Source organism: Cyclobacterium sediminis, from assembly GCF_054781075.1.
In genome coordinates, this window is record NZ_BAAGVC010000010.1 from 237,771 (window position 1) to 262,520 (window position 24,750).

The 24,750-nt window shown below is 37.8% G+C and carries 14 protein-coding genes; all 14 read right to left on the reverse strand.

Annotated features, from left to right (window positions below):
* Positions 1-165 precede the first annotated feature (165 nt).
* The 14 genes from ACYVHJ_RS12415 to ACYVHJ_RS12480 all read right to left on the reverse strand — a co-directional run bounded on the left by ACYVHJ_RS12415 (position 166) and on the right by ACYVHJ_RS12480 (position 24,437).
* Positions 166-906 (reverse strand): DUF4397 domain-containing protein, encoded by a 741-nt coding sequence (locus ACYVHJ_RS12415; RefSeq protein WP_460515213.1) that lies wholly within the window; start codon positions 904-906, stop codon positions 166-168.
* 497 nt (positions 907-1,403) lie between these two features.
* Entirely contained in the window at positions 1,404-2,939 is a 1,536-nt protein-coding gene (locus ACYVHJ_RS12420; RefSeq protein WP_460515215.1) for a sulfatase, read from the reverse strand.
* Positions 2,940-2,997: 58 nt separating this feature from the next.
* Positions 2,998-3,792, reverse strand: coding sequence for a DUF1961 family protein (locus ACYVHJ_RS12425; RefSeq protein WP_460515217.1), 795 nt, complete (start codon positions 3,790-3,792; stop codon positions 2,998-3,000).
* A gap of 16 nt (positions 3,793-3,808) precedes the next feature.
* Positions 3,809-5,488, reverse strand: coding sequence for an N-acyl-D-amino-acid deacylase family protein (locus ACYVHJ_RS12430; RefSeq protein ID WP_460515219.1), 1,680 nt, complete (start codon positions 5,486-5,488; stop codon positions 3,809-3,811).
* Positions 5,489-5,853: 365 nt separating this feature from the next.
* The gene (locus ACYVHJ_RS12435; RefSeq protein WP_460515221.1) at positions 5,854-7,311 is read right to left on the reverse strand and encodes a RagB/SusD family nutrient uptake outer membrane protein; all 1,458 of its coding nucleotides are present in this window, start codon (positions 7,309-7,311) and stop codon (positions 5,854-5,856) included.
* A gap of 27 nt (positions 7,312-7,338) precedes the next feature.
* The gene (locus ACYVHJ_RS12440; RefSeq protein ID WP_460515223.1) at positions 7,339-10,641 is read right to left on the reverse strand and encodes a SusC/RagA family TonB-linked outer membrane protein; all 3,303 of its coding nucleotides are present in this window, start codon (positions 10,639-10,641) and stop codon (positions 7,339-7,341) included.
* Positions 10,642-11,104: 463 nt separating this feature from the next.
* Complete coding sequence (locus tag ACYVHJ_RS12445) at positions 11,105-11,410, reverse strand: hypothetical protein (RefSeq protein WP_339901229.1); 306 nt, start codon at positions 11,408-11,410, stop codon at positions 11,105-11,107.
* 357 nt (positions 11,411-11,767) lie between these two features.
* Entirely contained in the window at positions 11,768-12,847 is a 1,080-nt protein-coding gene (locus tag ACYVHJ_RS12450; RefSeq protein WP_460515225.1) for a hypothetical protein, read from the reverse strand.
* Between the two features lie 24 nt (positions 12,848-12,871).
* Positions 12,872-16,033 carry an FAD-dependent oxidoreductase gene (locus ACYVHJ_RS12455; protein WP_460515227.1) on the reverse strand — a complete coding sequence of 1,054 codons (3,162 nt, stop codon included), beginning with the start codon at positions 16,031-16,033 and terminating at the stop codon, positions 12,872-12,874.
* Complete coding sequence (locus ACYVHJ_RS12460; RefSeq protein ID WP_339901232.1) at positions 16,030-17,367, reverse strand: TolB-like translocation protein; 1,338 nt, start codon at positions 17,365-17,367, stop codon at positions 16,030-16,032. The genes ACYVHJ_RS12455 and ACYVHJ_RS12460 overlap by 4 nt, the downstream gene beginning before the upstream one ends.
* 35 nt (positions 17,368-17,402) lie before the next feature.
* Positions 17,403-19,085, reverse strand: coding sequence for a RagB/SusD family nutrient uptake outer membrane protein (locus ACYVHJ_RS12465; protein WP_339901235.1), 1,683 nt, complete (start codon positions 19,083-19,085; stop codon positions 17,403-17,405).
* 10 nt (positions 19,086-19,095) lie between these two features.
* Positions 19,096-22,410 (reverse strand): SusC/RagA family TonB-linked outer membrane protein, encoded by a 3,315-nt coding sequence (locus ACYVHJ_RS12470; protein ID WP_460515230.1) that lies wholly within the window; start codon positions 22,408-22,410, stop codon positions 19,096-19,098.
* 157 nt (positions 22,411-22,567) lie between these two features.
* Positions 22,568-23,677 (reverse strand): FecR family protein, encoded by a 1,110-nt coding sequence (locus tag ACYVHJ_RS12475; protein WP_460515232.1) that lies wholly within the window; start codon positions 23,675-23,677, stop codon positions 22,568-22,570.
* A gap of 154 nt (positions 23,678-23,831) precedes the next feature.
* Positions 23,832-24,437 carry an RNA polymerase sigma factor gene (locus ACYVHJ_RS12480; RefSeq protein WP_460515234.1) on the reverse strand — a complete coding sequence of 202 codons (606 nt, stop codon included), beginning with the start codon at positions 24,435-24,437 and terminating at the stop codon, positions 23,832-23,834.
* Positions 24,438-24,750 lie beyond the last annotated feature (313 nt).

A 24,750-nucleotide genomic window follows, 5' to 3' on the forward strand; every position in this document is an offset into this window, starting at 1 on the left:
AAGTGAAATTTACCTTATGTGAACAACAACCATAAGTAGTAAAAAAGCCCCAACTCCGGCTGATAGCAGGTATTGGGGCTTTTTATCAAATAATAAGTATTTATTAAAATCCTTTCCTATTTGTTATCAGGAATCTCTTATTATCATCCTTATGGTAAATAGGAATTAATTATTGATCAACACATCAGCACTTAGGTTATGTTGGTTGCCAGACGGTGGATTACTATATCCTCTTACTACGAAGGTATAGACTCCTCCGGATCGTAAATTTAAATCCGGTAGAGAGAGCAACTCTTCATCGGAGTCACTGGAATTTACTGTGAATGACTGAACACCACTGTCCACCACTGTAAAAGGAGTAGTATTTAAATACTCACTGTCCTCAACTAAAATGGTATTTTCTTCATCCTCCATCCTAACCAAATCTACTTGAGGAGAATCCGGTGAAAGGTGAATAAACCTTACAGCGGATTCTCCATCAGCTAGAGATTCCGGGTTGTCCTCTATCAATAGTGCTTTTATATCAGCATATTCATCTACATAAAATAAAGAATAGGCCAAGTTAGGTTCAAAATTAAATGTAGTATCTAAAACTACATTTGACGCATTGAAAGGATTCACCCGCATGGTTCTTTCTCCAGCATAGAAATTAAGGTAATCGGTATATTCAGAATACCTTAGCGGATAATAGTTGATTCTTCCATTTTCCATGTTAACATCGAGCGGAGGAGTATCCGGAGATGCATGGTATAGGCCTACATAGGATATATCAGGAAGAGGTTGTAAATCTTCATTATCATCCATGTCACAGCCGGAAATTATACTTACAATCAATCCAAGTAAAACCAGCGTTGGAATCCGAATGCTTGTTCTTTGTAAGAAATTAAATTTTTTAGCTAAATACATAACATTGATTTTAAATTTACAATTTATTGTATTCAAATAGCTCAATAATTATGCCGACGTATGGTAAATTTAAAAGATAATTAAAATTGATAAAATCCTTAATTAAATAAATTATTATTAAATAAATAACAAAAATAAATGTATTAATTATAATTATTAAAATTGATTTGAAACAAAATCTTAGTCCGAGATTTAAATTTTTTCATCTTGCATTTTGGTAAAGATCTTGTAGATAAAAGCATTAATTTATATTGTCTGTATAGCAACTTTTATCCAACCGATCAGGAAATTATAAGCGTAAATCTCCCCTACTTACTGAGCCGAAGGAAGCGTATTTTTACCGATCTACGTAAACAACAAAAGGTGAAAAGGGGTCATTATTGTAATTTCCTATTTAAGTTTTAAGCACTTTTGTAGACATTATTGATTAATAAACAAGAGTAAAACCAAATGATCAAGTTCAGAAAAAGAAAGTTACCTTTACCAATCCAAGATTGTTATTGCAAATTCTTTAATCCGGTCTGGGCATTGCTTTTGATCTCATTCAGTTTTTCTCGTATGGTTCCTAAAACAGTCTTATAACCCTTTTCTCCCACCAAATTGGTATTCTCTTCCGGATCATTATCATGATCGTATAGTTCCTCATTGGTACCCTTGGCACTTTCTCCCCAGCGATTATATCTCCATCTATCCGTCCGCACACTTGCTCCATCATTGTAAATGGTATAGGCAAAATTATCTTCCCCACCTTTTTTTTCACCTTTTAACTCATTAAGCAAACTCTTTCCTTGAAGGATCGCAGGTTTCTCAGAGGAAAATCCTGTAAGATCCGCAAGAGTAGGGTAAATATCCAGTAGTTCTGAAATACTTTTCGTTTGGCTTCCATAGGCCCCTTCAAAATCTTTCCCGGGCACAGAAAAAATTACCGGAACCCGAACACTACCTTCCCATAGGCTGGATTTCGACCAGCAATCATGTTCCCCTAGGTTATAACCATGGTCTGACATAAAGATCACAATCGTTTCTTTCCTAAGATCCAGCCTATCTAATGCATTCAATAGCCTACCAACTTGTTCATCCATAAACCTGACACTTGCCATATATGCACGAATGGTTTTGCGCTGCTGAAGTTCATCCATTCCCCATATCTTCTCATTTTGTCGTTTTAAAGCTTGGGATGGTACATTTTCACCTACTTTTACCGTAGGCAACAGCACCTCTTCTACCGGATAAGGGGCAAAGCTCTTTTCAGGGGCAATTAAGGGCACATGTGGCCTAACAAAGCCCACTGCCAAAAAAAATGGTGCATCCTTTTTAACTCTTTGCTTATTGGTTCCGCCTGAAGGGATTTTACCGGCGCGATTTTCCAACACGGCGATGGCCTGACTGGCAGCCATATAATCGGTCTGTGTTCCTTCTAAACTATCAGGAATAACCATTTGAGCAAAGTTTGAACCATAGTGAAGGTTTTTGGGAGAAAGTAATTCCAAGTTTCCTTGACTTAATGTTTCCGGACCAAGCACATTGTAGGCATAATCCCAAGAATCCGGATCATCTCCACCCACGGCTCCTCTTTCAATTCCTCCGGGCACCCCCATATGAAATATTTTAGATATCCTAGCCGTATAATAGCCCCTTTCTCTAAAGAAACCTGCCATAGAAGGATGATTTGCCAATGCAGGAGTTTCTTTCCTATAACTACCCAATTGATCATTATTACCCAATACACCATTGGTTTCAGGATACAAACCGCTCATAAAGGAGGCTCTAGAAGGACCACACAATGGAAATTGACTATAAATATTAGAAAAACTTACTCCCTCTGCTGCAAGTCGGTCAAGATAAGGGGTATGCTCATAGGTATTCATATAAGGCCCTATATTCGTATTTAGATCATCTGAGATAATCAACAATATATTGGGTTTTTGGGCCTTTAAACTAAAGGAAGTAATCAATAAGATAAGTAAGAGTGAAATTTTAAAAATTAAGCCTCTAATGCTTTTTAGGGAAGCCAAAACTATGCTATGAATCATATTATTTCTTGGGTTTCGTTATATTGCCTTACAAACAAGACTTAGCTGCTAAGTTAATTTATAATAGCCTCCAAACCTTAAAATCCTTATACCTTGCACTGCGGGTAAACATATGCCTTAAACCAATTCTTCCGGATTCAATGGAAGGAAAAATAGAAGCATCCCATCTGCAAATCAATGTGTCTGAAGAATCACTTTTGTTTTGTATATGCATTTCAATAGTATTGGCATACTTGAATACTTGTATGTGATAGGTTACATCAGATTTAAAAAGGCCTGTTTTGAAATGATCTTCCGGTACATCGGTCCCGGTAAGGCCCTCCATGCTGGGGTTGTATCTTCGCAAACGTATATAATCATTTTCTCCTGAGTATTCCTTCGCTCCAAATGCAGCATAACTAATGTGGTAAGTGTTCATATTATTAAAATAAGTCCGCATGGATGGCACCTTTCTTTTGTCATTCCATAATGAAATATCCTTAGGATAGTCCTCATCTCCTTTTCCCGAAGCATGAAAGTAAAGAATATTGACACATCGAGTGGTCGTATCTGTTCTGGTGTAATCGTACTCAATACAGATATTTCCTTCGAAGGATGGTTTGGCCCACAAAACAGTATGGTGGGAATCATTGCCATGTTCAGGTCCTGCTATAAGTTCCATTCCTTCATTGCTGTTGACCACCTTTGCTTTTTGTCCATCTAACATCCATTTTTTCTCCCAATTATCTGTACCTGAATCTTCAAATAATAACTCGGATTTGGTCCATGGCTTTTCTTCTGTTTCCTTGGATTTACACCCAAAAATAGAAATGATTGAAATTAAGATTAATATAAAGGATTGGCTGAGCTTCATTGTATTAATGTTTTAATTAATCTAAGGACTTAAATCCGGGACCTTTGACTACCTGTCCGGGCAAGGCCCCGGTATGCTGACCATCTTTTAGAACAAGTATTCCATTGACCAATACATGCACCATCCCCGTCGCATATTGCATGGGCTTATCATAGGTGGCATGGTCTTGTATTTTATCCGGATCAAAAATGGCAAGGTCAGCGAAATATCCTTCTTTTAGCGCGCCCCTTTTTTTGATCCTCAAATTCGTCGCCGGTAGCGTAGTAAGTTTATAAATGGCTTCTTCCAGAGAAATAATTTTTTCTTCACGGACATACTTGCCAAGGAGTCTTGCAAAATTTCCAAAAGCCCTAGGGTGGCTTCTTGATTTGAGGAAAACTCCTTCAGGAGCATAAGAAGCCGCATCTGAGCCAAAACTCATGTATGGAAGGGAAATTTTCTTTCTTACATTTTCTTCAGACATCATAAAATAAACTGTTCCCACTCTGCTCCCATCCTGAACAACCAAGTCCATGGCCGTTTCTACAGGAGAGGTATTCCTCATAGCTGCCACCTCAGCAAGCGATTTACCTGTCAGGTATTTTAAGGAATCGTTTTTAAAACCTATCAGGAGCATGTCGTCATATGATGCTACCCCCATCATCAAACTCTCCCAATCATTCGTCGGTGTCACCATTTCTTCCTTTAATTGGGCTCTAATTATTGGATCTTGTAATCGTTCGGCCCATTTATCATAGCCACCTTCTTGAACCCAGGGAGGCATGGAAGCATCTAAGCCGGTAGCTCCGGCAGTATAAGTATACATATTTGTGGTTATAGAAAGGCCGGCATTTCTAGCGGAGTTTATCTTTGAAACCACCGCATCAAATTTGTCCCAGTTGTTTTTCCCAGCCATTTTCAGGTGATACACCTCAGCTCTGATATTTGCCTCATCAGCGATACGAATCAACTCATCTAAACTTTCCAAAAGTTGATTTCCCTCACTTCGCAAATGAGAAATGTACATTCCATCGTATTCGGAAGCAACTTTACAAAGCGCTATTAATTCCTCAGTACTAGAATAAAATGCCGGGGCATAAATCAATGAAGAGCCAAGGCCCAATGCTCCTTCTTCCATGGCTTCCCTTACCAAGTTCTTCATGGTTTCCATTTCATCATTAGTGGGAGCACGGTTTTCGTATCCGACCGTGTGAACCCTAAGGGTAGTAGCACCGACAAAGGAAGCTACATTGGTAGCAACCCCTTTCTTAACAAGAAAATCAAGGTATTCACTTAAAGAAGTCCAGTTGATCGGATATTTGATATCACCCTGACTTTCCTGCTCTTCCTTTTTCATTTCCTCATTTAAGGGGCCCATCGAACTCCCTTCTCCGAAAACCTCCAAGGTCACCCCCTGTCTGATATCACTTTGTGATTTACCATCTTCTATAAGTGCATCTACAGCCCAGCTGAGCATATTAATAAAACCCGGAGCAACAACTAAGCCTGATGCATCTATCTCAATGTCCCCATGAGCTTCGGATAAATCGCCTATGGCGGCAATGGAATCAGCAACAATTCCAACATCACCAGTATAGGCAGCATTCCCCGAACCATCCACTATCTGTCCATTTTTAATTAGCACATCGAAAGATTGTTTAGGCTTGCAGCCGAATAAAACAAGAAGGCCTAAAAAGCTAAGAAGAAGTGCTTTCATAAGAATTGGCTTTGCAACAATTAGAAGAATCCATTTATCTCTCTAAAAGTAACAATTATGCACATAAAACTTAAATATGGGTCGATAAAATGATTGGGTTTGACATTTATACATCGATTATTAAGGTTGATAATTCATTAATGGTATTCCGAAAAAAACCTTGTAACATTTGAAAAAAATCTTTTATTCTGCTACTAGAATTTCTAGCTCTCTCAATGTTCAGAATCAGGTTATCGCTTTGACCAGAGTTGAATTTACTATTCTACTATTAACTCACATCCAGCCATCTAATTTTGGAAAGTAAAGTAACCTTCCCTTTAGGAGGGTTACATTTACAATCAAGAATTATTTGAATATGAACCCCATCAATACCCAGGGTTTTGGTTTATTTTGTTATTGACATCAATTGCCCGCAATGGAATAGGGAACACCAACTTTTCTTGGTCAATATCAAAACCTTTCGCTTGCATTAGTTCTACAGCCCTTCCTGTTCTGGCAAGGTCAAAAAACCGATGAAATTCAAAACACAATTCTACGCGTCTTTCATGTTCTAATGCTAAAGATAAGTCATTGTATTCCTCAGGGTATCCAGGTTCCCCAAATCCAGGTAAGCCAACCCTAGCTCGAACCATATTTAGATAGGTTGGGTCACTGGTTACCTCCGCGTACATCAATAAGATATCCGCAAACCTGATTACCTCGAAATTTTGACCTGGATATCTCCAGTTAGGATCATAAAATTTCATGGTAAATGGGTAATCAATGAACTGATCAGTATCCAAATTTAGGTAGCCGGGATATACAGAGACCCTCTTTCGAACGGTATCTTCAGCTTCGAATTCATCTACCAAATCCTGTGTTGGGGTATTCATTCCGTTTCCTCGGAAAGTTTCATTCATTCCCGGCAAGTGAAAAGCCCAATGAAAAGGAGTATATTGAGATTGGTGGTTGCTATTTACCGCATTTTCACCTCCCAGGTACTGAACTTCCAAAAGGGATGCTTTTGAATTTTTCGTGTTAGGCATGAATAAAAACTCATAATCGTCCGAATTAATATTCCCATCTCCATTGGCGTCTAGTGAAAACCTATTGCTATCAATAATTTCTTTAAGTTCATTCCCTGCATTTTGCGTATCCCCCATGGTAAGGTATACTTTGGCCAGAATTGCAGCAGCTCCATATTTGGTAACCCTGCCTACATCATTCCCGGTGTAGCTTTCTGGCAGGTTGGTTTTGGCATATTGCAAATCATTGACTATTTGTTGGTAAACCATCTCTTTGCTTTCCCGAAGGTAGTCATAGCCTTCTTCGGGTTTCAATGGTTTTAAAGGCAAAGGTATTCCTCCCCAAACCCTAACCATATTGAAGAAAATCAAGGATCGCACCAAGGTAGCTTCTGCTTTAAGCCTTTCTCTTAAAGTTGGGTCGGTAAACTGGACCTCAGAATTCTCTAAATGAAATAGGGCATTGTTGCAAATAAAAATGGCATTGTAACTGGTTTCCCAAGCATTTTCAATAAGACCGTTATTTGTTCTTATATAGTAATCTGCTATTTCTTCCGAAAAGGTGGTTGAACCTCCTGTAAATTCTATATAGGTGTTGTCTGAACGAAGTTCTCCGTACAGGTCTGCAATACCTTGAGCATTGTAAATTCTAGCCAACTGTCTGTAAATATCATTTACAGACAAGATTAACTGTTCCTCATCTTCATAAAAATTACCTTCGGTAATTTGGGTTTTAGGGTAAAGATCCAATTCATCTTCGTTACAAGAAAAGGCACCTAAAATCACAACTATAAGAATATATATACTATTGTTTTTCATGATTTCTATTGATTTGATGAAAGTGAATTAAAAGCCAACATTTACTCCCAAAGTATATATTTTGGCTGTTGGATACGGAGAATGAGCAACCCCTCTTCTTTGTGCCTCAGCAGCTCCACCATTGAAGTTCTCCGGATCAAATATTGGACTTTGTTTAACGGTAAGCATGTTCATACCATTGAAATAAACCCTTAAAGAACCCAATTTCATTCTTTCCAATAATGTAGGCTGGAAGGTATAACCAAAGGTCAAACTCTTTAACCTTAAATAGGATCCATCTACAATCCAATAACTGGAAGCGGTTCTTTCCAAACCGTCAAGATCAACTGTTAATTTATAATGGTAACCATCGCCCGGATCTTCTTCAGACCTCCACCTGTCAACCATTTCATGGTAATAATTTCGCCCTTCATGGTATTGCATCGAGCGATGGATATTGTTGTCAAAAACCTCGCTTCCTTGGACCCCTTGGAAAAGAAAGCTAAGGTCAAATCCTTTATAACTAAAGTTATTTGTTATACCCCAGGTAAAATCAGGAGCATAGTTGCCTATGATAGTTCGGTCATCGGAAGTAAGTACGTCATCTCCGTTGACATCGGCATATTTCCCATCTCCTGCCACTGCAGATTCATACCTTGCGGGGTCTGTATCTGCTTCTTCCTGGGTCATGTAAACCCCATCATATTGGTAGCCATAAAAGTTATAAACCGGATAGCCTACCTTATTGATGGATTGCATACCAAAACCGGCATTGTATATCATTGGGGCATCCTCTTCTCCTAATTCCAACACCTTATTTCTGTTCCTCGAAAAATTCAATTGGGTTGTCCAAGACAAAGCTCCAGTAAGGTTGTGAGAGCTAAGGTTCAATTCCAATCCTTTGTTTTCAAGCTTCCCAATATTTCTAAACACATTGGTAAATCCAGTAACCGATGGGACAGGTACATCTAGTAATAATCCATCAGATTTTGAAATGTAATAATCTGCTTCTAAGGAAAATCTTCCTTCAAAAAGGCCTAAGTCAATCCCCAAGTTCAACTGTCTTGTCCTTTCCCATTCAAGGTTCGGATTGGTGAAATCGGAAGGGTAATAAGAGGCTCCAAGACTGTTGCCTAAGGCTATTCTTCCTTGGGCCATTGAACCTATCCATCTGTAATCTGCAAATTGATCGTTCCCCGTAAAACCATAACTCGCCCTCCATTTAAAATGACTTATAGGCACTAGGCTGTTCATAAAGCCTTCATCGGACATTATCCAGCCCAATGACAAACTAGGAAATGCACCCCATTTTTTATTGGGACCAAAGCGGGAGGAACCATCTCTTCTATAACTTGCAGATGCCAGGTATTTTCCGTTATAATTATAGGTAATTCTAGTAAAATAGGAGATAAGTACCCGCTCTGTCGCATTGTCACTGGCTTGAAAGATATTTTGTCCTCCACTTAAGTAGGGCACCAGATCATTATTGTACCCTCTCCTTTGTGCGCTGGAAGAATAATAATCATCCTTAAAGTATTCATTCCCTAATAGGAAGGAGAATTCATGTCCATCAAATGATTTATCATAGGTCAATAGGTTTTGCCAATTGTAATTCATCCTATTGTTTTGGTTTACGGTCATTGCCCCCTCTGTGATATAATTGGGGCCCATGTTGTGATCAACAGCTTGATAGTTGGTGTCATCTCCTCTTCTGTATAAATAGTTTAATGAAGACCTGAATTTTAGTCCAGGTAGCAGGTCAAAATTGGCATAAATGTTTCCAAGACTATTAAAGTATTTGTGCTGGATGTCATCATTTATTCTATATAATGGATGTCCATTTACCGCCCTAAAAAGTATAGCACCATAATTTTCGTAACCGGAAGTGGTAGAAGGTTCTCCCAAATAACCATTATTTCCGTTTACTGGAAAAACTTGAGGATACTGAACAGCCCATTCCACTATCCTATTGTAGGGCTCATTCTCATGATCATAAACCACATTCAACATCCCTCCTATTTCAGCCCAATCTGTTACTTTTGAGGACACTTTTAGATTTAAGGAATATTTTTTATAATCAGAGTTGATGACAATCCCTTCTTGATTTACATAGCCACCGGATATTAGGTAAGTTGTATTTTCATTTCCCCCGGAGACATTGACATCCACCCTTTGCATGGGAGCAGTACGAAAAATCAAATCTTGCCAATCCGTGTTAGGTAAATTTTGCGGATTTTCAAATGCTTCCGGCCAAGTGTATTTATAATGTCCTCTTGCAGCCACTGTATTGGGAGCATTCGGATCCCCTCCAGATTCTAGCCAACCATTCTGAGCGGCATCTATAGAAGCCTGCGCATATTCAGCAGAATTCATGATTTTGATCTTGTCAATATTCTCTTGTAACCCATAAGAATAATTGATTGTCACCTTCCCTTTGCCGGATTTTCCACTTTTTGTGGATACCAAAACCACTCCATTGGCACCTCTAGAACCGTAAATTGCTGCTGAAGCCGCATCCTTTAGGATTTCAATAGATTCTATATCCGAAGGATTAATCAAATTCAGGTCATAATTGGGAAGTGGAATTCCATCTATAACAATTAAAGGTGAACTATTTGCAGAAATCGAGTTGATGCCCCTAATTTGAATAGTACTTGAACCACCTGGTCGGCCGCTGCTATTGATTACCTGCACACCGGCAATTTTCCCATACAAGGCCTGTCCAAATTCAACCATGGGCCTGCTGCTGAGTTCTTCGTCCATTTCCAATGATCCCACAGATCCTGTCAGGTGACTTTTTTGCTGTGTTCCATACCCTACCACCACTACTTCCTCCAAGGAGGCCAAATCTTCTTTTAAGCTAATATCAATCACACTTTGGTTACTCACCACCACCCTTTGTGATTCAAATCCAATAAAAGAAAAAATCAGTGTCACCCCTTCAGGAACAGACAAAGCATACTTACCATCTAAGTCTGTTGCTGTTCCTTTCGCCGATCCCGGCACAGAAATGGTTGCGCCGGGTATTGGAGCACCATTGGCATCAGTGACGGTTCCGGAAACCTCAATATCAGCCCAAGCGCTTTCTAATTTCTCTGGATTTAACGGTAATTCAGCCATTTCACTATCGGAAAAATCAAAATGTAAATCTGATGGTATTTCCTTTAGAGATAATCCATTTTCAAATTTTGAATCTTCAAAAGATTCTGCGTCCATCCTTTGGTCAATTTTAGCTGACTTACCATTCGTTTCTCCTGCTATAAGGAGACCGATGGTTAGCAATTGAATCAGCAGAGCATAAGTACATCGCCTGACCATGTTTATTACATGTCTTGGTACAAGATTTTTCATACGGTTAGATTAAGGGTTTATTAAAATTTTAAGATTAGGTTTTGGATAAATAGGCCTCTGAAATTTACTTTAATTGGGATTAAACAACTGTAATTACCTTCATTGCTATTACAGATTGATTCAATTGATTTTCAGTACATTCCATTGTCAAACCGGCCAAGCTATCCTTTTTTTGATTTATTTTATCATCACTATTTACAAAGGCTTTTAAACAAATAATTCCAGGCCAACGAAGGGATAAAACTCACCACTAATACCCAATTGACTTACCCAAGGTTTCAGCCTTAAATTCATCCACGATGCAGGCTCATGACTATGGTTATAACTGTTTTAAAGAGTAAACGAGTGAATTTATTACAATGAATCTTTCCCGATTTTGTTGGTCGTTAACTCCTTCTCTCATTCATTCACCATTGGAAAATATGTCATCAAACACGGATTTCCTTCATTTTAAATTCTTAGCCTATAGACATCTGGTTGTGCCAATTTTTCCATGATTATTATAGAATTTGAATGGTTTTGCATTAAAATGACATGGGCCATGTTTCCATGGAATACCGATGGGTTGAAATTTTAAAAAATATTCCTCGAACTTACTTATTCCCGAAAGCCAACTCCCAATAAGTGTCTGGCTCAATTTTAAAAATTCAATACTAAATTTTGCATACAAAACTTCAAGACCGAAATTCTCATCCCTATAAATTTGCTGCCAACAATTCGGATAACCACCAAATTGATCTAAATTCAAATATAATTTTTCCTTTTTCATTTTGGGTATTATGGTTTTATTTTATTTAAATTAGCTATTAATCAATAAATATAAAAATTAATCATCGTTAATTTAAAATATTTATTTTTATAAAAGTTATAGGATTATAATTAAGGATTTCAAACTAATCTCTATATAAAAAATCATATTAAAAAAATCAATATTTAACCATTAGAGCAGGTAATATCCTTTATTTTGGTTGAAATAAAGGGTAAGTCAAGCAGTTGTTAATTAATGAAAAAAATTGATCAATTTAATGAATCAAAAAAACACATGAGAATTAATAATTACCGATGGAAACGCGTCTTTGAAACCTGATTTAAATCCAATTAATAATTTTTTTTTTAGCCTAGGTTATCAAATTTCTTTTTGATATTCACTTAAAATACTTTGAAGCTGGGGATTATCAATGTGCGAAAGGTTTGATGCTATACCCTTCAACCTATCCTTGTATTGATCCCTATTTTTCATTACTTCAAATACTCTTATAATGTACCATTCCTGTTGGGTTTCTAAATGGTGAACAATTGCAAGGAACAAGGGCTCAGGAAGATTTTCTACTTTTTTGAATTCATTAAGTACCTGTAGCTTTGCTGTTAAAGGCAAACCACTGTATATGTCAATTATATTTTGAAGAAAATAATTATCAGAATAATTGCACTTGGAAAGCGTTTTTAGGGCCACTTCTTTTACTTTAGGTTTATCATCTCTACCCAAACTATTGATCACCAAGGAATTGAGGTAGTCTTTTTGCCCCAACTCCCCTTTGGCGAAAAGTTCAAGGAAAAATAAGCTGTTGTGTTCTATTTGAGGAGCCTGCATAAGGAATGTCATTAGCTCTTCATCCTTATTCAATTCATTTATGGTCAAATTCACCAGTTGTTCTTTTTCTCCAACGTGAGACAAATGCCAGATGGTATGGGTCGTATATACAGCATCAACCACGGCTTCCGCAGCGATTTCTTTTTTGGTAGCCCCAGAAGTACCATCTACCTCTGGGTCTCCATTTTCAGGTTTTTCTACAAGATCAGAAAGTTCATACTCTCTCAAGGGTGACCAATCGTTTTCTAGAATTTCAATCAGTCGTAGATAGTCCTTTTCAGTAAATTCGCTATGGTCTGTTTTGGTAAGGGCCTCCTCATAAACTTCCAGACCAAAAAAATCTCCAGCAAGATCCCAATAGATACCAATATCTATCAATTTGCACTCACCAATGAGACATACGGGGGTTTTGAGTTTTCTATGCCAATATAGAAATCCTTTATTGTCTTTTTTAGCGAAAATTTCTGCTTGCTCTCCCTTATCATCCTCAATATGATAAACAGAGACATCTGGTTGCCAATTTACGCCATGTAACTTTTCACTTTGAAAGTAAACGTCATCATTATTATTGAACAACAATAGCAGGAAAACAAACAGTATTTGAATACAAAACATGAACTTTTAATTCTATTACCTCAATTAAACTTCTATTGTTTTTTCCAACTTCCTAGTGGGTCTTGGATATTGTTTTTCTGCAAGGAACCTCCTCCATTTTAGAGGGTTGACACCAAAATCCTGATGAGTAATATCCCTGAGTTCTGCTCTGGCAAAAGCTTTATAATTGGAATGAATATCTTGTAGATAATTGACCAGGAGTTGATAACCAGACTTGGCACCGCAACGAGCCAGAGTGGCTGCAATGGAAATTTCAAGCAAGCCACCATAAACCCGCCATCTTACCTCATCATAATCTTCCGTCTTGAATCCCCCAATATTTTCATCTTTTAAAAGCTTTTCAAAGCCCGGAATAAATTGCGCATCAGGTATCCTGTCTCCGTAGAAACACAAGTTATGAATCCGGTTATAAAATGGAATAATTTTCAAATCAATTCTACCATTGAAGTAATCATTCGTTCGGTTGACTACCCCTCCCCCTGAAGTGGTATTTTCAATGATATTTCGAATGACAGGTATTGAACTTTTGCTGCCAGTCATTGCCAGCAGCGCAATGTTTTGATTGATTCTCCAGAACAAACCTTCCAAAACATTCTTTTCTCTCCCTCTTATAAAATCATAATCATCTACATATCCACCTGGGTAGCCCTCTTTTTGTTCCAGGTCAAACATTTCTTGTAATTCTTCTACTATGAGGGCGTTTCCATCGCTTTCTCCAAACCAGGCCAATGCTTTTGCCAGAAGAAGTTTGGCTTTTTCATCTTCAGATTTACCATAATAGGTTTTCAATACAGGAATAGCTTTCTCTTTCGGCAACCTGCTGCATTCGTATAAAAACTCTCGTTTTCCTTCTGAAAGTTCTGCTATCCTGGTATTGATTTCATCCTCTTGAAACCTTTTATCTTCATTGGAAGGTCGGTCATAATCCTTAGGAAGATACCCTAGATCGGCCCACTCACGTTGTAAATCACTCACATCAAAATCACGAGGTCTCGTATTGGTCCATGCCAGGTCAGCGGCAATTTGTCCTGTCAGGTATCCCAATACAAGGATATCTGCAGTCATGCGGGTAAATTGCATGGCATTGTGCGTTTGGCTTATCCCCCTACCGGCAATTAAAAGCCCATCCAGTGATTTGGGTACAATACAACGGTATGGAATTTCTACAGTTAGATCATTTGAATGGGGCAATAAAAAGCCACATTTCGAAAATTCGGAACTCCCTACATTATGTGGGTCAAAATCACTACTTGCCAAAGCAATTACATCCTTAAAGTGAGTTTTTTCAGCCACATCATAGAGGTTCAATACATGCATCCCTTCTATAAGGCGTGATTCTCTAACAGTAAGGAAAGGGTGAAAATCGTAAAAATGAGCTTCATAATGAGAAAGAAAGAGTCCACGTTGCAATTCTGATATTTTGGTAGTGTCCAGCACATCATAATCTCTATTGGTGGGTGAAGAAGAAATCGAAACTGCTCCTTTAACATCCCACTGACTGTAATTTTGTGTTTCGCCCGTTCGGGAGTTTCCTTGTGAAAAGCTAGCGCCAGCAAAAGAAGCAATGTCTCCATCTCCAGTGGCATCAACGGTGACATCCCCATTGATGGTTTGAAGTTTACCATTTCTACAAACCAAGAACCCAGAAACTTTCTGATCTTCCAAGATGGCACCACAGAAAATCGCTCCTGGAATAAACCGACCTCCTGCATTCAAAATTTCCTTGAGGTGGTAATATTTCCGGCCTACTTTTGTGGACATGTTATTCTCAAAAGCTGTCCTTTCTGCTTCTTCATTTTGTTTTTTAAAGAAACCATTGCTCGTTACCCCATGGTAATACCCCATGACTCCACCCATGGTTTTTGTGCCACCCAAATCATTAAAATAATCAGCAACAATGGTATTGGCACCTTTTCCTGCAGCACCCTTAGCGACAAAAGAACCACCCGTGCCTCCTCCCGCTACGGCAACCTGACAGTATTCTTTGTCTTTTACTAAAGCATTGTAATCAAAGGTCACTTGCTCCATTGGAATAGAAAAGCTGGCTTCATCCAATCCTGTGAATCGAATCTGATCAAGGGGAATCTCAGCATTGTGAATTCTTAAGGTTGATGCTTTTGCTTTACGCGAGGATTTTGCCAATGATTCAACCATTTTACGGGCTTCTTCATTAGTGGTCTGAATATTTTTACTAGTAACGGCTTTGCCATTCAACATAAAATATCCTTCAAGATCAACCTCCGGAAGGCGATCATCTTTTAAAATTATTGAGGTTTCTAGCCCATGCTGGTAGATTTCAGCATTTTTAAGGGATGGATCAATATTTTTGAAATTTTGACCTAGCAATGCTGCTTTATGTCTTGCCTGATGTTCTATCAATTCCAAACTTTGCTCCTCCACCTTAAATTCAAAATCCAAGAAAGCCTGGCCTTCAGACAACTTCCCTCTGTGAAAAGCAATTTGGTCTTGATGTACTTTATAATCCCTAGAAACTGACAAGACTTTTTTCTGAGGGTTTTCAACATTTTTCAATTCCAAGACGAAACCGGCCCTATCTATCTCATAGGCTTGATTAAAAAAGTTTCTACTAAACATGACCTGATCGGAAGCATCGATAAAATTATTGCATTTCACATGTTGCAAACCTTGCTTACCCGCCATCAAAACCCCTTTAACTTTTCCTTTGTCTTGAAAAATCCCGCAAACATCTGTCATCAATAGGACATGTACCTTACTGACCAGGAGATTTCTCAACATCCCCTTTCTGATACTGCCGGAAAACAGCAATATTTCATCCTCAAATTTACTGTTACCGGGACCTTTCCCGAGGGAATTGTTCATTTCCGCTACCTCTCCTTTGGGCAAAAACAAATTAGAAAGTTCAGGACTGAAATCCTCAAAACCATCTGCCTCCATCCATAGTTTGTGCTTTGCAAAAAGCTCGAAGCCTGGACTTGTCCTCTTTTCAATCAATAAAACCTTTTTACCTGACTTTGCAGCGTAACTTGCAGCAAAATAACCTGCTAAACCTCCTCCATTGACCACTAAATCATAAGTATCAAAATTGCTACTGCTAGAGAATTGTCTATAAATTTCGGCTTTAGCCTCTAGGCTCATCATTCCCGAACCCATCATTATGGCTCCTGTAGCCGGTAAGCTAATATTTAGAAATTTCCTTCTGTTCATTTGCTTAAAAATTTTTGTTCATGACTAATTATTCTACTAAGATCTGCTATATAAACACTTCGAACATCTCCATCAAAGCCGTTGAACACAACAAATCTTCCTGATCGATCCCAAGCTGGGTGGGCATCTAAACGAAAAGAACTATCACTTACGTCAGGAGTTTTAACTTTTGTAATTACAATTTCTTTTCCTGTACGAACATTGAGTAGCCTTAGGGGTACATAGCCATCCCCATCTGTAACCCTAGTTTCCTTGGCATAAGCATCAGTAATTATAAATGGAAGCCCGCCAGGATGATAACTTGGATGGCCTGAACCCGGTGCAAAAACTTCTTTTAATTCTGTACCATCATATTTAACGGTAACTACTTCCAATCCTTCTTTTCCATCATCTACCTCTAGATTCATTGACAAGTAATCACCGTCTGGCAACCATGCCATATGATGACCTCCTTTCCCATATTGAGTAGTTGTAATGGCAGTGCGAATATCAGAACCATCTCCATTCATGGTAATAACTGCAACTTTTCTTTTACCGCCTGTAATAGGCTTCAAAAGCAGACAGGTCATAATGCGACTCACTTGTGGGTTCCACATTGCTTTGAAGCAATAAATTTCAAAATCTTCCGGATTGGAAATCCCTATCCTTGGTTTGGCTTGCTTATAGATGTCTTCTATACTGGCTACCAACGTACTTTTTCCTGTTTTCACATCCGTAACATAAATACCATCCTTATCTGTAAGGCCAAAATTTTTGGATCTATAATCGTCTGGAACAATTACTCCGTAGCCAGATTGTGCATATTCAGAATTACGTAGATTATGAGAAACCAATTTTTCACCATTGATAGAAGCCATAAACAGCTCTCCATTAATCCGTTTAAAGTCCTCATTTTCCATATTATAATGAACAGTAAAAGACTCCCAACTTGAAGTATCTACCTGATTGTAGAACAATTGCTCATCATTCTTTCCCCATTGCACATTGGCTCCAAGCTGCATTTCCCATCCAAATGAATTGGCAATTACTTTTTCTTCACCTGTCTCCAAATTGATTAAAACCACCTTACCAAACTCTCCCGCTTTTGGGTACCTATCTTCGAAAGGAAGCCGAAATAATGCAATATACTTCCCAGAGGGACTAATTGGTGAGGTATCATGAAACCTATGAATCAGACCATCGCTTCCAACTTTAACAATGGGAATAGAATCATTTGTATTCTCCTTTATTTCAGTATTCATTGCGCTACCATAAAAAATGGTAAACGGATTTATATAAAAGCTCATTAATGCCAAGGCAAAAACAAACGAATAACGCATATAATTTATCATCATTATCGAATTTTATATATTAACCTAAAGGGTTAATTTTAATAACCTGGATTCTGAGTCAAATTTGAATTGATATCTAGTTCCCGTTGAGGAATTGGAAGAAATTTATCCTTTTCAGGATTATAATTTCTTGTATCAAACATTCTTAATTCCTCAGCATACGCTTCATAATTGGGGGTGCCATTTTCATTAAATTCCGGAACATACTGGGATTTATAAATCCCTAATGGCCTACCGTACAGTGGCCCGGAAATGACATCCTCAGCGATATTCCATCTTCTAATATCAAAAAAGCGTAATCCTTCATAAGCAAATTCTACTTTTCTTTCTTGTCTAACAACCTCCCGCAATTTGTCTATCGTTTGCCCTTGTTCTATTCCGGGTATACCTGCTCTTTCCCTTACCGCATTTATCGATTCATATACCGTGTTATTTACCTGACCTAATTCAATTTGAGCTTCAGCATAAATCAATAAAATTTCCGCATACCTTATTAGCATGATATTTAGCTCCGACTCTCTTCTAAACTCTCTTTCATCTGCAGCCACATATTTTCTATACTGATAACCCGAGAATGTTGCATAGGGATTAATCACTTCCTGGTTGTCAATACGTTTTGGTGGGTTTTGATTGAAATCCCATACCAATAAACTATCAGGATGTGTTTCAAACTGGTAACCCAAAAACTCTGATCCCGGCACCACGCAAGTTGCATGAAGTCTTGGATCTCTATTTTGAAACGGATTCGCAGGATCATACAATGGAGATTTATCTATCCTTAAACCATCTACACAAGCATAGGAATCAATTAAAGCTTGGGTAGGGATTTTGGTAGCAAAACCTCCTGTAAGTCTTCCTCTTGTATGTACAGGAGATTCGTGAGTCAATTGGTTTGCTCTACTGAATTGAATCGTGAATAGTTCTTCAGAATTATTTTGTCCTTCATAGGTAAACAATTCCTCAAAATTTGGGTGCAATTCATATATTCCTAATGCCATAACCTTTTCTGCGGCACTCGCAGCTACGGCCCAGTCATTATGAAATGCTGCCATTCTGGCCTTTAGGCCCCAAGCTGCCCCTTTGGTTATTCGACCTCTATCATTTGAGGGGTACTCAACAGGTAAAATTTCACCAACTATTTCCAACTCCTCCAAAATAAATTGGTAAATGGTTTCCTTATCTGTTTGAGGAAGTTGCGCATCAAATACATCCAAAGGATCAGTGGTAAATGGCACATCACCATATAAATTTATCAGCCACCCATACCAGTATGCTCGGAAAAACCGCGCTTCCGCTTCAATGTTCTTAAAAGTTTCGGCGTTGGTTACTTCTTCTGCTTTATCCATGTTGGCCAACAACCTATTACAGCTTCCAATATTAACATAAGCATTACTCCAGGCACCAAAAATTAATGTAGGCTCTACAGATGTAACCTGGCCTTGGCCAAGTAATTGCCAAACACTTAAATTTCTGTCCCAACTAATATCAGTAGCAAAATCAAAAAGAAACTGAAAGGGAATATGTGTAGCCGCTCTATCGGTAAAATAAAGGCTACGATAAACTGAATTTATTGCCATTTGAAGCTCAGATTCGGTACTCCAAAATGTGGCGTCAGATGGCTGGTCAAGAGGATATTTTACTAGATAATCTTCGCAAGAATACAATAGGGTTGAACTTAAAACAACCATTATTATCGATAGAATTTTTATTAACTTTTTCATGATTTTATCATTAAATGGTTATCTCCAATCCAAAAACAAAAACTTTAACCTGGGGATAAAAAGTACCCTCCCCAATTGGTGCTTCAGGGTCAAAGCTGTCATAAAAATTATGGAAGGTCAATAGGTTCTGGCCATTGCCAAAAACCCTGCATTTTGAAATACTTAACTTATTGGTAAGGACAGAAGGTATGGTATACCCAACTTGTAAGGTCTTCAACCTAAAGTAAGAAGCACTCCTTACCCACTGAGATGAAACTTGTTCATTGTTTGGAAAGTTAAAAGTTAGTCGGGGATAGGCCGCTGTAGGGTTTTCGGGTGTCCAATAATCTTTGTGCCATTCCTGAGCCGTTCCACCTAGATAAAAGGCCATGGTTGCAAAGTTATCCAAGTAGCCATCAACCTTCCCTACCCCTTGTCCTAACAAGCTAAAATCAAACCCTTTGTAGTCCAAAGAAATATTGAAGCCATAAGTATATTTGGGAATAGTGTTTCCAAAAATTGTTCGGTCTGCGGCATTAATAACACCATCATTGTTTATGTCTTCATATTTAATGTCACCTGGACTTACTTGTCCAAATTGAGTAGCATGTTGGTTAATTTCTTCCTGATTTTGAAAATAACCTAAGGACTTTAGCCCATACAAAGACCTGAACGGTTGCCCTTCTTGATTGATTTCTCTAGCATAAATATGAGGTCCACTGCCCATCAAATCCACCACTTGGTTGTTTACGTCGGATAGGTTGGCCGAAATGCTTAAATTCAGTTCACCAAATTTTTTTCTGTATCCTGCACTTAAATCCCAGCCTTTGTTCCTTACTTTACCTGCATTTTGGTAAGGCTCAATTAAGCCGGCAATACGTGGAACAGGTATTTGAAGCAGTATATCATCCGTATTTCTCACATAATAATCCCCTGTAAATTCAAAGTCTCCGATACTGGCATCAAAGCCAACATTTATCATCCGTGTAGTTTCCCAAGTAATGTTCCGGTTACCGGAGTAGAGCAGTGCCGCTCCCAAAGCGGGGATATTGTCTCCAAAGACATAATTTTGTCCCATCGTAACGGTCGAAGCAAAGGGATAAGTACCGATTTGTTGATTGCCTAGTGAACCCCAGGATCCTCGGATTTTTAATTCATTAATCCATGAATTAGTGGATAGAAATTCTTCTTCTGACAATCTCCAACCAAAGCTAAAAGAGGGGAAATACCCATATTTGTTTGTTCCTAAAAATCTGGATGAACCGTCGGCTCTAAGATTGGCTTCAAATAAATACCTGTCATTGTAATTGTAATTTGCTCTTCCAAAATAAGAAAGTAAAGACCACTCTAGCGCAGATCCAGTCGCTTGCTGGTTTGCTATTGATCCGGCATTTAAAACATCATAGTTTTCTAAAGGAAACTGATCTCTAAATCCACCAAGCCAATCGTTCCTGTAATCAATTGCTTCCGTTCCAGCTAAAATTTCTAAAAAATGGTTGCCAAAATCTTTGTTATAATTGATTAAAGCCCGGTAATTATTATTAATAGACCGCGAGAATTGTTCGTTCAATGACGCTTTATAAGGGCTTGGATTAATTATAGTACCGTCGGGAAAAAATAAATCTACCTGTTTACGGAAATTTTTTACTTGTCGATAATTGACATTGGGAGCAGCCTGCAGGTTTATATTAAGGTTTTCAATCGGCTGCCAATCCAATTTTAAATTGGCCATTAACTCATGACGTTTGTCTAAATTGTAGCCTCCTTCTTCCATTGATGCCCAGCCATTTGATCCGTCCCAACCGACGCCCCAAGAACCATTTTCGTTTTTACCGGGTATATTGTGAGGATAGCGTGCAAGCCAGTGCCAATTTTGGGGTGGCTCATTTCTATCCTCATTTCTTGCTAAGATATCAATTCCAATTTTTAAATTGTCCCGTACTTTGATGTCTGTATTTAACCGAATATTAATCCTTTCAAACTTTGAATCCATCAAACCATTTTGATTCATATAAGAAACAGATCCTAACACATTAATTTTCTCACCCCCACCGTTAATTCCTACATAATGGTTTTGCTGAAGTGCTTTATCATTGAGCATTACATCGTGCCAATTTGTTTCCGGATAGGCATCGGAAGGGGCGTTTTGTCTATAAGCGTCAATGTATTCTTGTTGGAAAGCAGGATTCCTCCCTACATTTTCAAATGCTTGGTTAATCATAACCATATGGTCATAGCCACTAACTTTTTCCATTAAAGCAGTAGGCTGTTGCCATCCTATACTGTTTCTGTAGTTTATTGAAAATTTCCCATCTTTACCCCGCTTGGTTGTTACTAAAATAACACCATTTGCCGCACGGGAACCATAGATTGCGGCAGATGCTGCATCTTTTAAAATAGAGATTGACTCTATTTCATTGACATCAATATCATTTAAGCTCATCGGAACTCCATCAATCAATACCAGTGGGTTTGAATCTCCTAAAGTGCCAATCCCTCGAATCCGAATTGTACCTCCATCTGCACCCGGTTTACCGGATCTTTGGGTTACTGTGACTCCTGGTGCCAACCCCTGTAAGGCAGTTGACGCTTGACCAACAGGCCTGGAAATTATATCATCAGAGGCAATGGCATCCACAGCACCAGTTAAATTTACCTTCTTTTGTGTACCATACCCAACTACCACCACTTCTTCCAGTGAAGTATCATCAAGTACCATTTTTACATCGATTTGTGATTGGTTGGTAACAGTGATTCTATTTGTCTTGTATCCTATGAAAGAAACCACCAAAACAGCTCCTTCATCTACGGCGATAGAGAAGTTACCATCGATATCCGAAACCGTACCTGAAGTAGTATTTTCTAAAGTAATAGTAGCACCAGGCAGTGGTTCCCCATTTTCATCGGTTATTTTTCCTGAAATATTTATTTCTAACTGTTTGTCCGCTATCAATTTAGTATAATTCCAGCGTCCCTGGGCATCAGTCCTTCGAACATGAATATTTTGATTCACCTGTTTAAAATACAAGCCGGTTTGCTGGCCAATAATTGAAAGCAGGGAATAGACACTTTGGGTGTTCTGACCGAAAGTATTAACCCTCGGAACATCTTTTAATTCCATATCCGTGTGAACGAAATTGAAACCGGTCATTTTCTCAATAGTGGAAAAAGCCTTTTCAATTTTTGTATCCTCAAAGGATAGTGTGATCATTACTTCTTCAATGTCTTTTACCTGAGCATTGCCGTTCCAGGCAAACAAAAAGCTCATGGAAAGAAACTGTATGAGAAAAGAGTAAGTAAATAATTTAGTCATGCGTATGACATGTGAGAGTACAAGATTTTTCATATCTTTACTTTGTTTGTTTTTAAAACTATACAGAATGGTTTTAGATGAACATTCCGGTAAATTCCTGGTAAGAATTTCCGGAGAAATACAGCCTGAGGATGTTGACGCATCCTTAGGTTTTTTTTATTTGGGTTTATTTCATAGACTATTTTTTACCTTAAAATATAATTGTAACATTTTCTTTATTTATTTTATATTCAAACCTGGTAGAAAACCTCAATCCCTCCAATACATTTTCTAACGTTTCTTCTTGGAACTTTCCGGACAATAATATTCGATGACTAGGTAGATTCTTTAAAGTAATATTTACCCCATACCAGTTTTCAAGTACTCTTATTGCTTCTAATAATGGGGTTTTTTCAAAAACAATACGTTTTTTTGTCCATCCAATCACTAGGTCCTTATTAAATTTTGCTTTTACTAACTGATCTTTTCCCTTATCAATTTTCAAAGCTTCCCCAGGAAGTAAAGTGATTGGTTTTTCCATTGAATCTTCTTTATTTACAGCTACTTTTCCAGTCAGAAGTGAAACATCGATGGTTTCTCCTTTGTAAGCCCTCACATTAAAACTTGTTCCTAAGGCGGTGGTAGTGGTTTCCAGGGTATGTACAATAAATGGCCTTGAGGCATCTTTGGTAACACTGAAAAACGCTTCTCCTTTTAAAAAGATAGCTCTTTTGTCCTTTTCAAAATTTTTGAGGTATTTCAATTCACTCCCTGAATTCAGAATTACCTGAGAACCATCACTTAATGTAAGATGAGATTTTACTCCCGGAACAGTCGTGTGTTCCTCGAAAACTATCAAAGGGGCTTTATTTTCAGGAATTGGCAAATCTGTAAAAAACCAACTGGAGAAAGCACCAAAGGCTATGGCAAAAATCAAAACACAAGCAACCCTTAAATTAAAATAGTTATAGATGTTTGGTCGGGACGAGGGGCGATTAACTGCTTTTTCCAATGTACTAATTGAATGAATTGGAATTATTTTTTCATCCTCACCGAATTGTTGATGTTGGTTTTGCTTGGACAAGCGATTATCCAAATCCTTCCACATACCTGAAAACTCAGTGTCCGAAAGTTTAGGTTGTTTTTTGGTATTTAATTGTAAAATTATCTCTCGTGCCCTTTTTGCTTCTTTGTATTTCAATGGATTCTTTTCCAGCAAACTTTGCCAAAACAAGTTTGATTCAGCATTGGGATGCATCACCCATTTCTTGAAAGAAGGGTCCAAAACAAAATCCTCTATGGTGTAATTAGAAATCTCCATTTATGATAAAATTCACCCACATAAGTCCGGGCTTCAAAAAATCTATCCATCTTCAAGAGAAAAAAATTAAAATTTACATTATATTAAAATATTCCAGCCTATAAATATGAATTCGATAAATTATTTATCTGTATAGTATAAAAAAACCAACAGATTATACGAAGGAGAATAATAAAATCATTGTGACCAAGTTCAAACTTTTCTTTAAATTGGCAATGGCCTTCCAAGCTAATGTATAAACTGACTGAACATTAATACCCATAATTATGGAGGTATCTTCGTAGGAATGGTTCTCATAATACAATAAGTGAATTACTTCACGTTGGCGGGATGAAAGAGAATTTATGGACTTCATTAAGGTTAAATTCTTACTTTCTTTAACATTATTAATTTCCTTGTCAGCTTCAGTTTCGCTGCTCAATTGATCTTCTAATTCAAGGTTAAAAAAACCATACCGCTTTTTTTCTTTCCCTACTTCTTTGTGAATTTTATTACTAAGGCACTTAAAAAGATATAGTTTAACATTATCAGTGGTTTTGACAGTATTTCGGTATTCCCAAATATTAAAAAATACCTCTTGAATACAATCTTTAATCAAACTCCGATCTCCTTTAATCGACATTCCCAATCTAAAAAGTTCTTGCGTATACTTAATATACAAAGCCTCCAACCCCACTCTTTCTCCTTTTTTTATCTGCTTCCAATATTCTGCATCATCACCTGTTTGAACAGAATTGTCATATGATTTCTCCTTGTACATTTTGGGTATATTGGGTTTACACTTCCCAAATTAGGTATAATTCAATTAATTAAAAATGAATAGCCTGCCTTTTGGTGATTTTCATCGTGTAAATTTCATATTAGCATAACCCATCTACCTTTAAATTCCTGAATTTTGAAGCAATAAATAATTATTAAATTGAATACTATTCAGAAATCAACTGGTTTTACCATTAACCTGAGTTCGACCCGATTTCATGAAAAATTCGTCATTCCGAGGCTTAGGGAGGGCTTTTAGTGGAAAAAACCGTGGGAATCCCCAGCAAGACGAAACTGCCACATCCTTTGAAACT